Origin of the sequence: Nostoc sp. PA-18-2419 (assembly GCF_005869855.1) — a bacterium.
In the GTDB taxonomy this organism is placed as follows: domain Bacteria; phylum Cyanobacteriota; class Cyanobacteriia; order Cyanobacteriales; family Nostocaceae; genus Nostoc.
Genome location: NZ_SZNH01000036.1, coordinates 50,798 through 64,846 on the forward strand (window position 1 = coordinate 50,798; position 14,049 = coordinate 64,846).

Here is a 14,049-nt window from a genome sequence, read left to right on the forward strand (position 1 = left end):
CTTATGTATTGAATGCTATTCATACCACAAGTAGAGTTCTTCATATCTATAGATTCGTTAACTTTAGTGAAGTATTAAGACTAAGTTTTCTTAATAACTTAGTCAATCGAGAATAATTCAAACTTCTTTGGAGTTTTTATGACTTACACAGTTGACGAAAGCACAAGACCAGCTTTAGAAAGTTTTCGCCGCTTTGATGTAGATACTCAACTCGGGATACTTTGGTTTGGTTACTTAGATATTAAAGAGAAGCTAACACCAGCACCTCCTCAAAGTGTAGAAAGCCCTGCAAAAGCAGTGTTTGACCAAATTAAAAGTTTGTCTCACCAAGAACAACTGCAAGCACAACGCGACCTGATTAAGGGTTCAGCTAGTGATATCGGTAAAGCCTATAATGCTCTGAGTCCTAACGCTAGATTGGATGTTTGGCTGTTGTTGGCACAAGGAATCGAAGACGGAAGTATCATTCCAGTACCATCTGACTATCAACTACCAAGTGAAACTGATGAATTTACAGCACTCATTAAAGGGCTAGAATTTGAGCAACGGGTTAACTTCATGCTAGGTCTAGTACAAGTATTGGGTTAACTGATAACAGTTTGGGTCTTGGATCAAGAATTTATTTCTATTAAAGGGTTCTGTGAATCCATCTTTCGCACTCATTTTTGATATTGTATCAGTCTAAGAACCCTTAAAAGACTTCAATATTTAGGAATAATACAAACGAGCAACTCAAGCTAGGTCTGGTTTGTTTGGCTTTACTTCAGAATAACGCACAGATGAAATACTCCGTGTTACCTGGGCTGTGAGTATAATTTTAGTAAGTAAATTATTCCTCAACAAAATCCTTGACTCTCGTAAGAAGTCGAGGATTTCTCAATTTGGCTATACAAGCCAGGAATGCCTAAGGGTACATTGCTAACCAGATGAGGGCACTGTTCATAAATAAATTCATGGATACAATTGATTTGGATATATTTCAACTGCCTCAGTAATTAGTTACTTGAGGCTTTTATTGTGGATATTTGGTAGTAGCCTAACTATTGTCAAGCAGATACTACGGCTTCCGGTTGATAGCGGATACCAGCTTGCTTGATGCGATGTAAAGCTTCACCTAAGCGATCGCACTCGGCAATCAAGCTAATCCTGACATACCCTTCACCGGCCACCCCAAAGGCATTACCTGGAGTAACCACAACGCCAGTTTGCTGCAACACATTCAAGGCAAAATCTGTAGAACCCATCCCCACAGGACATTTTACCCACAGATACATCGTCGCCTTGGTTTTGGGAATATCCCAACCCAACTGTCCTAATCCTTGAATCAGGAAATCACGACGGGTGCGGTAGCGTTGTTGTACTTCATGCAAATACACATCTGGGAGTTGTAAAGCAGTTTCGGCTGCTGTTTGCAAAGCAGCAAAAATGCCATAATCCAAGTTCGTTTTCAGCGTCCGTAGACCTTGAATTACATGGCGATTCCCCACCACAAAGCCGACGCGCCAGCCAGCCATATTGTAGGTTTTGGATAAGGTGTGAAATTCCACACCAATTTCCTTGGCACCAGGAATTTCTAGCAAACTAGTGGGTTGATAACCATCAAACGCTAACTCTGCGTAACACAGATCGTGTACCAGCAAAATTTCATATTTGCGGGCGAAGGCGACGATTTCTTCGAAGAATTCGCGGGGGGCGGTGGCGGCGGTGGGATTGCTGGGATAGTTGAAATAGAGGATTTTGGCTTGTCGGGCAACCTCATCGGGAATGGCAGCTAAATCGATTAGCCAATCATTTTCTGGTTTGAGAATCAAACTATGAACTTTGCCACCAGCAATTACAGGACCGCGAAAATGGGCGGGATAAGCCGGAGAAGGAACTAGAACTACATCCCCAGGGTTGATGTAGGCGATCGCTAAATGAGTTAGTCCTTCTTTAGAACCGAGTAGCGGCAGGGCTTCACTATCAGGGTCAAGAATCACATCATAACGCCGACGATACCAATTAGTAATCGTTCGACGGAAACTCGCAGTGCCTTCAAAGGGAGGATAACCGTGATTGGCAGGATTTTGCAAAGCTGCAACCGCCGCCTCTACCACTGGTTGTGGTGTTGCACCATCCGGGTTTCCCATCCCCAAATCAATTAAATCTAACCCTTGTTCCCGTGCTTTAGCTTTTAGTTCATCTAAACGGGCAAATACGTAAGGTGGCAGTTTTTGTATGCGTTCTGCTGGCACTATCCAATTTAAACTCATGCTTCAACCTCGTCACTCATTCCCTTGGGCGAAACTCGATTTATCGTATCTCTACTATCTATAGGTGCAGTGGTAGAAACCATTGCCGCCATCAACTGTTCCAGCGCGACTTTAAAAGGTAGTCGATGGATGTCAGAATTAGGAGCTAAGGCAATTTCGGCGGCTGTTTGCAACTCACCTAATGTAATATTGCCCAATCCCAAATCGCTTAATTTCTGGGGTAGTCCAATTTCTGCGTAGAACTTTAACAACTGCTGCCGTGCCGATGCTGCTAGTTGGTTGTTTTGGAGCATTTCTTCTAAACGCAGTTGTACCAGAATTCCCAAAGCAACTTTTTCGCCGTGAATGCTGCCGTGTCCCGAAATGTGCGTTAAACCATTATGCACAGCATGGGCGGCAACAGTACGACACTGGGCTCCTCCTAATCCGCCAACTACGCCAGCAAGTAACACAGTTGCGTCTACAACTTCTCGCCAAACTTCACTACCTGGTTGCTTGAGGGCGGCGGCTGACTTTTGCAAGAGGATATCTCGCAAAATTCGTGCTTGTTGGACTGCGGCGATAATCAAAGTATCTTGCAAATGCCCGCTACTAACCGAGGCTTCATACCACTTAGCGATCGCATCACCAATGCCAGCTATTAAGGTACTTTGTGGTGCTGTTTTTATCAAGTCATAATCGAGTATCAATAAATCGGGACAACCAGACAGACCCACATCATATAGAAATGCCCCGTCTTCTGAATAAACATTCGACAAAGCACTCCAAGCTGCACAGGTAGCCGCTGAAGTCGGAATCGTCACCACTGGCAGATGTAACTGGTGCGCGACTAATTTCACTATATCCAGGGCTTTGCCGCCACCGACACCGATAATTAAATCAGCTTTATGTTCTTTGGCTGCCTTGTGTAAAGATTTCAGACTAGCTTCACAGCAATCTGCACCATAAGAAGCTTGGGCAGGATGTAACTGTTGCTGTTCTAAAATCGGTTGCAGATTTTCTTGGCTGATAGCGAGAGTGCGTTCTCCCGCCACAATTAAGGGACGATTTCCCAAACAGGCGATTTCTGCGGCTGCTGCTTGCAACACGCCAGAACCACGGATTACTTTTGCTGGGGCAACTGTGAGCGTGAATAACGAACTAGAGGTTTGAGTAGACAAAGAAGGATGAGTAGAAAATTTATTAGCCATATAACTAGTTTGCCAAAACTTTGATATTTCTTAATCAATTGACTTACACTCAGGGATACTTGTTGCCAAGCTGATTTAGAGCATGGCTATAAGCTGACACTCGTTCAACTGGATTTTAGCCAAGCCATGAAATAGACAAAGTCTGTTGCCGATTCCTTAAGTAATTTGACGACGTTGGTTGAATCTATCATGCCCATCGCTCTAAAATTCTGAACTATCAAAGTTTTGAATAACCGTATAACTAAATAACATTAGCACTCTCAGATTCTCAAAAAAAGCGATTAAGAATTGAAGTTGCACCATTTCAAGCAATCCCAGCTAGAGAATATATAGCTACGGGCATACATTTGTACGTTCCTACAGCTAATCCATTTGCTGCAAATATTTTTGAAAATGGCAAAATCGGTAAATAACTGACAAATCATAACTGTCAGTACCCACTACCCGCGCACTGATTAATTATTTCCACAATGGAACCACTAAAGTATGAATATCTTAATCTAAAAATAATCTTAAAAGTATCGGTAAATACAAAATTAATTATGTCATTCTGATAGGGAGCCTGGGGGATTGGGCAAACAGGAAGTATGGGGAGAGAATTTCATCCCATCTCTCCATCTCCCCATCTTCCACACTCCCCAGTCGCCTTAAGCCTTAGATTTCGGCAATTGGGCGAATTTGTCTTGATAAATTTCTACTGTTATTGGGGAGTTGGCACGAGAAACGAGCGATCGCTTGACCTCACCCAAGTAAACTGGTACAGAAATCCCTGACTCTGGGTGAATAATGGTACGGGCGCGAACTGTTAACTTGTCGTTTTGAAGTGTACCAGAACGACCATAAGAATAAAGATTGCTAGCTGCTTGACGTAAAGTTGCTTCTAATTCTGTAGGAGAAATTTTGGGTGATACGGCGATCGCTGCTTGTGTTGAGCCATTGTCATAAATTAGACTATAGTGTACTGCTCCCGGAATCACAGTACGACTCAAAGGGACTATGGAGAGTGCAAATAAACCAGCTGTTAGCACTATCATAAAGCCAGTCGTACCCACCAGCCGAAAGCGAATGCCCCATTTGAGAACAAAACCCAAGACTGCTAAGGCTGCGAATACCAAGGTGGCTATACTAGACCATTGGGTGTATTGAAGAAAATCAGCTGTTGTGAGCATAAGGTTGGTTACTGAGGCGTCTTTTTTTGTTACTAAACACCCCCATTTTACCGAGAGCTTACACAATAAGAGTTACCGCAATACAGTTAGCTTAGAGAAAGTTATCTGTATAAGTTGTCATTGGTAATTTATTATTTTCCCTCTACCTCGCTTCCCCAACCTCACTAATCTTTCAAAACAGTATTGGCTCCCCAGATACGATGTAGGAATTTTTAGATGTCTGCAACTTAGTTTGAACGCTATTAATGATTGCTTGCCAATCAGCATCTTTGTTCCATTCATATTGAATCTTGGTTTTAGTAGCCACATCGTAGAGTCTACTAAAAACCACATTTTCTTTTCCGGCAATCGCAGCGATAATCAGGGGCTTGGAAAAGTCTTGAACTTGTGATACAGCTAAAAGAAAAGTTTTAGCAAAGTTTGTATCTATTCCACTTCTAACAACATAAATCTCATCCGCTCTAACAACGATGTCTAACTTAATGTTTTCCTTTGCCTTAAATTTTGTTATTTTTAATTTCAGTTCAGATATATACCCAGTTAATGCTGTTTGGTGGACGGGAATAGTTTTATCATTATTGATATCGTAATGATACCACAGATAAGATTCACCGTTGAATTCTCCGTTTTTCACATACAAATAAATAGGTAATGGTGGGTTACAAAGACCTAGTTTAATTTCAGTAACCATGTTTATATTCCTTTATAAAAGATAATATTTTTTAGATATTCCGTCAAATTCAAGATTTGTTTAAATTGTGTTTAACTGAAGAGAATAATAAACATACAAAAGGGCATCTACAAGAGATGCCCGTCATGCAGGAAAACCCCAAAGGGTTGTCCCTACACCTTCCCAACAATCAGCAACAGTGACTAATTAGGTATTAGTCACACTCACAGTCACAGACGTGAATATAGTAATCTTATTAACTTCAAACTTTAAACGTCTCCAGTGCATACACTGAAAAACAATTCATGACTATTCCATAGAATTTTTATTTTGTTGCCTGAAAAAACCAGCCTTAACTGGCAAAGTCTTGTTGATTATAGCGATGTACTACTCCACAAATAGCAGCCAAAACTAACCATGAAAGCGTATTCAAACGAAAATCGAATAGGGTTACATCTACCATATTCAATAGAACCCACGCTACAAAGGCGAGAAGATAACTAAAAAACAGCAATCTATCTTCTCTATACATATATTTTGACTTTCGCAGTAATTGGACTGCTGTAATTAAAATCCAACCGAGTAAGCCACAAAATAAAAAAGTAGTAAGAAAACCAGTTTCAGCAGATAACATTAAAAACAAATTGTGGGGATGACCCAACATAATTTGCATGTGTGCTTTGTAGAGTGCAGTAAAACTACGTAAACCCCAACCTGTCCAAGGATGTTGCCAAGCTAAAGACCAAGCAAACTCCCACTGAGTTTTTCGCATCAAAGCCACTGGTCTATTTGGATACATATCATCATTTAACCTTGCCCAAAAGAAAGCAGGAACGTAGCGGCGAAAAAATTGAGCAATTGGTGAGGGAGCAAAAGCCGCCAAAAGGACGCTAGCGATGATACCGACGACGCCACCCACAAGAATACGCCAACCTTGGTAGAGTGCATAAGCTAAACAGGCAAAAATAGCGATCGCCCATCCATTACGCGAGTTGGTGAAAATCAAGGTGATGAAATTCGCGATCGTCGCCACGGTTAGGAAGATAAAGGGGAGTAGGGACTGGGGAGTAGGGAGTGGGGGAGATGAGGCAGGGGGCAGGGGAGAAGATCCTTCCCTGTGCTTGCTGCTCCCTGCTCCCCTACTTCTTCTCATGCCCCATGCCCTATAGCCAATCCCCAATCGCCATTGTTCCAACCACAACCCTAGACTAAAGATGAAAACTATTACTAGATAAGCAGCGAAGGTGTTAGCGTGCAAGAAGAATGAAGCTATGCGCCCTGGTGGATTTCCTCCTGGTGCGATCGTCCATTCCAAAACAACCCACAAAATTTTTAAGTTAAAATTCCAACCCAAAAACAATTGTCCCAAACCGAGAGTCACCGCCGGCATCGAACCTATTACCCAAACCCAAGCCATTTGTCGCAATTGGGCAGTTGTTTTAATCAAGGTGCTAAAGGCGGCGAAAACTATAAAGAATGGTAAAAAATTAAATAAGCCGAGGAGGGCTTCTGTTTTGTTCTGGGCAAACCCAGTAGTAATAAGCAGCAACAAACCTAAAAGGGCAAATCCCCAATTAAGGGGACGGCGGCTAATTTGGCGGTATTGTTTCGCTAAAGTAATTAATGATACAAGCACCACTGTTACTGCCCCCACGAAAGGACTAAGTGGGAAGATTAACAGTGCCAATAAAGAGCAGTTCCAACGGGAGTTTAAATAGTAAAAAGCCTTGTTCAAGCTGGCTCCCAACATTCAGCACGAGTGAGGCGAATTTGAGCTAGGGCAAAAATTGTAGGGATAATGCGACCATAGTTAGTAGCGATCACTCTCCACCCTAAATCGGCAAAAAACCAAGCCCACATCATTGGCCCAATCACGGCAAACATAGTGCGGACTGCTCCATAACGAGCTGCGCTCATAGTCATACCGCGTCTAGCCATTTGCATAGCTACATAGCTTTGAAATTGAGTCGTAGCGGCTTCTGCGCCTGTAATCGCCGCTTGTTTAGTTACTTCATAGGTAGCAAGGTACATGGCAAATTGACGGGCAATTTGCTTGAGTACAAGTGGCTGGAGCATGGAAGTAACAGCCAATGCACTACCACCTTTAAAAAGCAACCCTAAGGGATCGCGTTGCAATAAAAGTGGTAAAGGTTGTTTTAGTTCTGATTTGACAAGCTGACGCTGCACCTGAATAGTCAATTTTTGCTTTTCTAGTTCRGGCAATTTTTTCCACACCTGTCCTAGCAGATGCAAAAATACTTCTGCTTCTAAATCAACAGTTGTCAACTGATTAGAATAAGCAATTTTGAGATACTTACATACTTGAATGAGCGCTTGTCGGTAAGTTACTTCACCTGTGCGTCCGCGCAATACCGTCATTCCATCTGCTGCTAAAAAGCGGAAACGACTTTCTAGTGCGTCTAGCCAAGCTTTACGGTCTTGGCTTTGCACTTCGATGGGTTCGGGTGTGTGAACGTAGTCTAGGGGATTGAACTTCCGACTGAATAAAATTGCCGTTAAGTCTTGTAATTCTTCTTCGGTCGCTAACTCCAGCGCCGTCCTCATCTCATCCAATTTCCCTTCCTCCCTTCCGTGCTGCTTTCCTGTACCTTATTCTACTATTAGCCTTCAGCAGTCATTAGTAGTAATTTTGTTGTTTGTCATTTGATGATAACCAATGAGCAACAGAGAAGTTTGAGCGGAGTCTTCCGACGCTCGCAGACTCGCTAACGCTGCGCTATCCGTAGACGCTTCAAGGGCAGCAAGGCGGAGGTATCAGAACTTTAAAAACTGATGACTGAATATTCCAGTAATTAGTGCCCCAGTACCAAGTTTAATCTGCGGCTAGTAGGTTACAACGTTTTTTAGTAATCAACTTACACCACTTTCTACTCGCTACGCTTCTATCTCAGTAGGGGTCTAAATATTTAAAACCCTTTGTAAAGTAAACTCGATATTCCTTACTACTGCTAGCAAAATCTCGTACTTAGGGAACAAGACAAGTTATATCGGCTTGTTGTGGAACTTGCGTGATTTCTAAAAATGATTAGGAGATGTTTTAAAAGTGGTAGCTGAGATATCAAAAACTTTAGATTTTCTTTAACTTCTTATTCTAAGTAATTAGAATCAAAGTCCCTTAATTTTTAGGTGATTCAACTGGCTCTAAAACGTTTGACTACTCAAAAGAGGACTTTTAAAACATCTTTTTAGATAATGTGAACTTTTTAAACATTTTTACTCAATCATTTCATCTGTCGCTAGACTGATTTGACAGTCTAGGAAGTTACTATTTTTCTGACTTAGCTAAATCAATGTGTAACAAATAAGTCTTGTCTATGAAACATAAAATTTTATAGCAAACTTAATATTTATCTTCATTACGAAGGAAGTTCAAGTTAATTAAAGATTTGTTACTAGTAAAGCTTTTATTGATACTGTTAATCTTGATCCCTAAAGTTTTATGCTGCGTTTTATGTAGATTTTTGCTAGCAATGCATAAATTGCAAATAATAAATATTATCAGGATAAAGTTTTTGCAGTTTATCAGTTTAGTCAGTATTGTTTTGAGAAATGTCATGCAAGTTAGTATAAAGTTTAACTCAAAGTTGCACAGCAAAAGATTTGAGATTCTACCCGAATAAAAGGTTAGTTTCAGGAGCTATTGCATCTATCAGTTGAATCACTTATAACTGATTGTCATGACAACTTTGCTATCTAAAAAAGTTGTTTATTTCACTGATCGCTAACCAGATTAAAAAGGAGTTTAAAAAATTATGAAAACTGTAGTTAATTTAACTCAACAATCAGTAATAGCAGAGATTGAAATCGTTTTGGATACATATCCATATCATCCATATCAACAAGCCTTTGCGATTCCTGACTTACGTCAAGAACTAATTACTTTTATCCTCAACCGGATTCCCTCTTTTTACAGCATCATATCTGACGGACATATTTCGCTAGCAAAGGCGGAACAAAGAAACTTGCTTAATTATCAGTTGCCTCGTAAACCCTTAGACCAGCAACTACATTTACAAAATTTGATTCACCAAGGTATTTGCTCAATCGTTCAAGAAAAGTCAGATTGGATTAACCATCACCTTTGTGAAACAGTTCAACCCGGTTGTGAACCATCTCATTGGTTTGGTTAATACGGCAGAATTTAGAATAGAGAATGATGTCTAAAGTAACAGACGCAGATGAGTAACTCACCAAGTTGAAATCTKCTATATTCCTCCAAAATTTGTCTGTGTGCTGAAATACAGAGAGTATCTACAGTAAATTTTTAATTTTTGAGCTAATACCACAATTAAAGTCAATGTAAAAGAGGTGGTAGTAGCTCAATATTTTTTGTCAAAGCACTACTCTTTTGTTGTGGTTAAGGCTAAACGTAAAATTGGTTATTTGTCTGTTGTGCCTTTTATCCAATGTCTTTTTTAGTAAATTTTTTCATAAAAGATTCAGTATCTTGCTATTGAAGTGTAAAATTTGACAGTTAAGATATTCAAAGGACATTGCCAGAACATGAAAAAAATAACTACTCTGATGCTGGTAGGTATAAGTATGACTGTTGGAATGGAAGTGTTAACACCTAAAGTTAGTAATGCCCAATTATTTTATCCACCAGCGAGCGATCGCCATTCATTAATGGTAATGGGTCAAGGGGTAGTAAGAGCGCCAGCAGATACAGCAGATATTGAACTGGTATTTAGTAGCAAAGATAGCAGCGAGCAGTCAGAACCGCAACCATCAACGCTATCGCAAGTCCGTCCTCTAACTTTATCACCTCTGGTCTTAAATGACAAAACACCAATAGGACAAACACCTATACCTGCTTTAGAAAACGAAAAAGCCCTAACAAAAGCAAGTCTCCAGCCAATAGTAGATAGTCTCATTGCTGACAAAATTAGTGCTGATAAAATTCAAGTACAAGTTAATATGAATTCGGGTGAAAATAATGCCAAAATCTTGGTGAGAGTGGAAAAACCTACCCGCGAGAGGATTCAAGAAATTCTTAGTACAGCAAACAAAGCGACGAGCAAACTTAAAAATCTTACTATTAAGAATGTGGGTGTAGATTATGCAGTTAATGATTGTCAAGCTTTACAGAGTTCAGTTTATCAATCAGCAATGAAAGACGCTCAAAGTCGCGCTCAGGCTTTAGCGACTGCTATGGGTGTTAAACTTGGTATTCCTTCGGTTGCTGAGCCATTTTATACATTATTCTATCCTTCATGTAGTTCCAAAACTGGAGTATCTTTACCGTCTTTTGCTAGTTTTTTATTAACACCAACTTACAATCCAGATGCCCCAGCAGAAGTAGAGATGAAGAAGGATATTTTTGTAACATATACAGTGAAATAAGTATTCATATTAAGTGCGATCGCCTGAAAATTTTCGTCAAATTTAAAAGTGTGATCGCTTAGCTATTTTGCTTTGCACATTCAGTTTGTTAAATATTAAGAAATTATCTGGTAATATGCACCAGATTTTATATTATTCTATTTTTATTTGATTAATTTATATAATATTAAAATATTTACTGGAGTTAAGACTTGATGAGTGATTCTCAACTCCAGCAATGAAGAAACTCCAGAAATGTTGATAACAAATCTGGAATCAGGAAAGATACGCATTTACCTACATCAATTTTTTCTCGTGAGTGAATCCTACGTCATCAGGGTATACACTCAAATGTAGTAAAGTTTGTCTATTGACTCACTATTCTACTCCTGGTTTACACACCCTCAACGTAAACAGCCCCAGTTGGGCTAGGGCTGTTTTAGGAGAGTTATTTGGCACTGGAGTACATCAACAAGTAATGCTCCGTGTTAAATATAAATAATTCGGTATGCATTCCTATTCAAGCTTATTTTGCCATATCCGGATGATTTAGAAAATTTTGATAGTCTTTATTCAAAAAGAAACTCCAGGTACGCCCAAGGCATATCTGGAGTAGTAACAGGTTTCTAACATAAATAAATTTTTACCTATGCGATCGCCAGATGTCGTTAGGGTATATACTCAAATATATTTTATGTCTGATCAACTACAAATAAACAAACAGGTTACCTTCTTTTATACCCACGATCTCAATGCATCCAGAGAATTCTACGAACAAAAGCTAGGTTTGGAGTTGTGGCTTGACCAAGGAACCTGTCGAATTTATAGTGTTACTGGCTCTGGATACTTGGGATTATGCCAAGCAAGCGAAACATCAATTCCCTCAACTGAAAACCAATCTGGGGTTATTTTTACTTTGGTAACACACCAGGTAGATGAGTGGTTTGAATATCTCCAAGAACGTGGCGTCAAATTTGAAAAGCCACCTACACTAAATAAAAAGTATAATATTTATCATTGCTTTTTACGTGACCCTAGTGGTTATTTGATTGAAATCCAACGTTTTGAGACTAATAACGAAAAAAGACATAACATTAGTTATGTCTAGACACTGAATTTACAGGGCAGGATTTATACAGGTTACAACTTGTTGATTTACTAGGGTACATAATAACGATTAATGCCTCATGGTCATCATCGATAGGCATGTACCTTTTCTTCAATAGACTTATCAAGGCAGTATGCAAGATTTATGCAGCTAGCACAAAGCTTTTACATTTCTTTACAATTAACTGACTAGGCGTAGTAAGTTGTAGTCTATTGCTTTTAAATTTTTTTAAGTAAAACTACGATACAACTATTGCTGTAAATATATTTAACTATTTTCTAGCACTATTTTTTACAGTATCATCCTTGGTAATACTGCTGATTCTAGAGCTATTATTTTTAAGTTATCAAGATGTTCTCTTAGGGTGACTACATGAGTGTTGAAAACCCGAAATGGTTACACACAAAATTACAATTTAAAGGTTCAGTAGTGAAAGCGATTTACAAAAATGTTTTATGGTCTGGATTTTTTGGATTGTTCGTTTCTATACTTCATTATTTGAAGTTACCTGTATCCCAACCCATTTTAGGAAGTGTTATTCCTAGTATTGTTTTAGGTTTGTTACTTGTATTTCGCACAAATACTGCTTATGATCGCTTTTGGGAAGGAAGGAAATGCTGGGGTTCTATAGTAAATAATGTCCGAAATCTAGCGCGGCAAATTTGGGTATCAGTTGACGAAATATCTCCAGATGATAAAAATAATAAAATTGCAGCATTAAATTTATTAGTAGCTTTTGCCGTGGCAACTAAATTGCATTTACGTGGAGAAGCTATCAATAGCAAATTAGAAGAATTAATATCGTCCAACAAATATGTAAAACTGAAGATTATGAATAATCCTCCTATAGAAGTAGCTTTTTGGATAGGAGATTATTTACAGCAGCAATATAATCGTAATTGTATTAATAGCTACCAGTTAACAGCGATGCAAGAATTATTAAATAATCTTGTAGATAATTTAGGTGCTTGCGAACGGATTTTAAAAACACCAATGCCATTAGCTTATGCTATTCATCTAAAGCAATTACTGATACTATATTGTTTACTATTGCCATTTCAAATCGTAGATAGCCTTGGTTGGTGGACAGGCTTAGTTGCTGCTTTAGTTGGTTTTACAGTATTTGGCATTGAAGCCATCGGTTTTGAAATAGAAAATCCATTTGGTTATGATGCCAATGATTTACCTCTAGACGCGATTTGCAATACAATGAAATGCAATATTGACGATTTAACCAGCTTGACTCCCAGCGTAAAATCACATACAAAAATAGTCGAATAACAATCTATTACAAGCCATTCTTAAAAAGAGTAGTTCAACTTGGCGATCGCTCAAAATCCCAGCGTCAATTATCTGGTAATATTCGTTAGCAGTGAGTAAAATCAAAAATCACTTGCTAAAGGCGATCACTTATAAAGTAAGCAGTAACTTCGTATTCATTTTTATTAAAATGCTTTAGGTAATCCTGCTTGTTTCAATACAGCATTGGCGGTATGACGCGACTTGATAGAACCATCTAATACAAACCGATGGTCTGAAATTGGACTATACCAAATTTCGTGGTCTCCCTTGCCTTGTCGTTCAAAGTAACAACCAGCTTCAGTAAGAATCTTTTTCAATTCAGGAGTAAAATATGCACCCATTTATCAAGCTACCTGAATTAACTCTTGTCGATGGCTGATTAACTCAAAAGTAATTGAGCCTACATAGTCAGAGGGTATTATTCCATTCAGAACAATAAGTTCTGGAATCATTACTCGAAGCCTTTGCGTAAGAATTTCTATACTAGAAGCTTCTGTTGCTAATCCTGGCACATCTAAGCTAGTTGCAACCCAAACCTCAGCATCTTTATCCCAAAATGCTTGGATTTTAAACGTGATTTGTGTCATTATCAAGCGTTTTGTCGAATTTCCAACGGTAGTTATATTTTACAGTAGCTTTTACAGGTCGATGCATTAATATAACCACCCCCTGGATTAACAATAAAATTCATTCAATAAATAAAAGCAATTTTTATTATAAAAAATACTGGCATTGATGAATAGTTATGCAACTTACAGCGTTTTTCAATTGAATAGACCACAAATTTAGTAAACTGGAGAGGCAGCAAAAATACTCATAGTTATGCCTGCTCCTTACTCAACTGATTTACGCCAACGTGTGATAGATGCTTATGAAGCCCAACAAGGGTCACAACGCCAACTGGCTAAACGCTTTAAAGTGAGCTTATCCTTCATTAAAAGGTTAATTCGTCGCTATCGAGATACAGGACAAGTGACACCTTTGCCTCATGGAGGTGGCGCGATCGCTAAAATCA

General features: G+C 39.1%; 14 protein-coding genes. 6 read left to right on the forward strand and 8 right to left on the reverse strand.

Annotated features, from left to right (window positions below; genetic code table 11):
- The first annotated feature begins 138 nt into the window (after window positions 1-138).
- A complete protein-coding gene (locus FCR06_RS26385; RefSeq protein WP_138505044.1) occupies window positions 139-588 on the forward strand; it encodes an orange carotenoid protein N-terminal domain-containing protein in 450 nt (149 codons plus the stop codon).
- Between the two features lie 458 nt (window positions 589-1,046).
- Here FCR06_RS26385 and FCR06_RS26390 read toward each other — a convergent pair whose 3' ends face one another.
- From FCR06_RS26390 to FCR06_RS26415, 6 genes are all read right to left on the reverse strand, one after another.
- Complete coding sequence (locus FCR06_RS26390) at window positions 1,047-2,252, reverse strand: aspartate aminotransferase (protein WP_138505045.1); 1,206 nt, start codon at window positions 2,250-2,252, stop codon at window positions 1,047-1,049.
- Window positions 2,249-3,442, reverse strand: coding sequence for an iron-containing alcohol dehydrogenase family protein (locus FCR06_RS26395; protein ID WP_138505047.1), 1,194 nt, complete (start codon window positions 3,440-3,442; stop codon window positions 2,249-2,251). The genes FCR06_RS26390 and FCR06_RS26395 overlap by 4 nt, the downstream gene beginning before the upstream one ends.
- 647 nt (window positions 3,443-4,089) lie before the next feature.
- The gene (locus FCR06_RS26400) at window positions 4,090-4,611 is read right to left on the reverse strand and encodes a Ycf51 family protein (protein ID WP_138505049.1); all 522 of its coding nucleotides are present in this window, start codon (window positions 4,609-4,611) and stop codon (window positions 4,090-4,092) included.
- 172 nt (window positions 4,612-4,783) lie between these two features.
- The gene (locus FCR06_RS26405; RefSeq protein WP_223280303.1) at window positions 4,784-5,302 is read right to left on the reverse strand and encodes a hypothetical protein; all 519 of its coding nucleotides are present in this window, start codon (window positions 5,300-5,302) and stop codon (window positions 4,784-4,786) included.
- A 331-nt stretch (window positions 5,303-5,633) separates the two neighbouring features.
- Window positions 5,634-7,031: an O-antigen ligase family protein gene (locus FCR06_RS26410; RefSeq protein ID WP_138505050.1), complete on the reverse strand. Its 1,398-nt coding sequence runs from the start codon at window positions 7,029-7,031 to the stop codon at window positions 5,634-5,636.
- Window positions 7,013-7,855, reverse strand: a complete 843-nt coding sequence (locus FCR06_RS26415) for a YaaW family protein (protein WP_138505052.1) — start codon at window positions 7,853-7,855, stop codon at window positions 7,013-7,015. Before FCR06_RS26415 ends, FCR06_RS26410 begins: the two co-directional genes overlap by 19 nt.
- Window positions 7,856-9,054: 1,199 nt before the next feature.
- On the opposite strand from FCR06_RS26415, the gene FCR06_RS26420 reads away from it, so the two are divergent.
- The 4 genes from FCR06_RS26420 (at window position 9,055) to FCR06_RS26435 (ending at window position 13,013) form a co-directional block, all read left to right on the forward strand.
- A complete protein-coding gene (locus FCR06_RS26420; RefSeq protein WP_138505054.1) occupies window positions 9,055-9,432 on the forward strand; it encodes a hypothetical protein in 378 nt (125 codons plus the stop codon).
- Window positions 9,433-9,805: 373 nt separating this feature from the next.
- Complete coding sequence (locus FCR06_RS26425; protein WP_138505056.1) at window positions 9,806-10,645, forward strand: SIMPL domain-containing protein; 840 nt, start codon at window positions 9,806-9,808, stop codon at window positions 10,643-10,645.
- Between the two features lie 673 nt (window positions 10,646-11,318).
- Window positions 11,319-11,732 (forward strand): VOC family protein, encoded by a 414-nt coding sequence (locus tag FCR06_RS26430; protein ID WP_138505058.1) that lies wholly within the window; start codon window positions 11,319-11,321, stop codon window positions 11,730-11,732.
- 372 nt (window positions 11,733-12,104) lie between these two features.
- Entirely contained in the window at window positions 12,105-13,013 is a 909-nt protein-coding gene (locus FCR06_RS26435; RefSeq protein ID WP_138505060.1) for a bestrophin family protein, read from the forward strand.
- A gap of 164 nt (window positions 13,014-13,177) precedes the next feature.
- Here FCR06_RS26435 and FCR06_RS26440 read toward each other — a convergent pair whose 3' ends face one another.
- Together FCR06_RS26440 and FCR06_RS26445 are read right to left on the reverse strand one after the other, a co-directional pair.
- The gene (locus FCR06_RS26440; protein WP_138505062.1) at window positions 13,178-13,375 is read right to left on the reverse strand and encodes a type II toxin-antitoxin system HicA family toxin; all 198 of its coding nucleotides are present in this window, start codon (window positions 13,373-13,375) and stop codon (window positions 13,178-13,180) included.
- A 3-nt stretch (window positions 13,376-13,378) separates the two neighbouring features.
- The gene (locus FCR06_RS26445; protein ID WP_138505064.1) at window positions 13,379-13,621 is read right to left on the reverse strand and encodes a DUF1902 domain-containing protein; all 243 of its coding nucleotides are present in this window, start codon (window positions 13,619-13,621) and stop codon (window positions 13,379-13,381) included.
- A 235-nt stretch (window positions 13,622-13,856) separates the two neighbouring features.
- Between FCR06_RS26445 and FCR06_RS26450 the strand changes: the two genes are divergently transcribed.
- Window positions 13,857-14,049 (forward strand): helix-turn-helix domain-containing protein (locus FCR06_RS26450; RefSeq protein WP_138505066.1); only part of this gene is annotated, 193 nt, incomplete at its 3' end.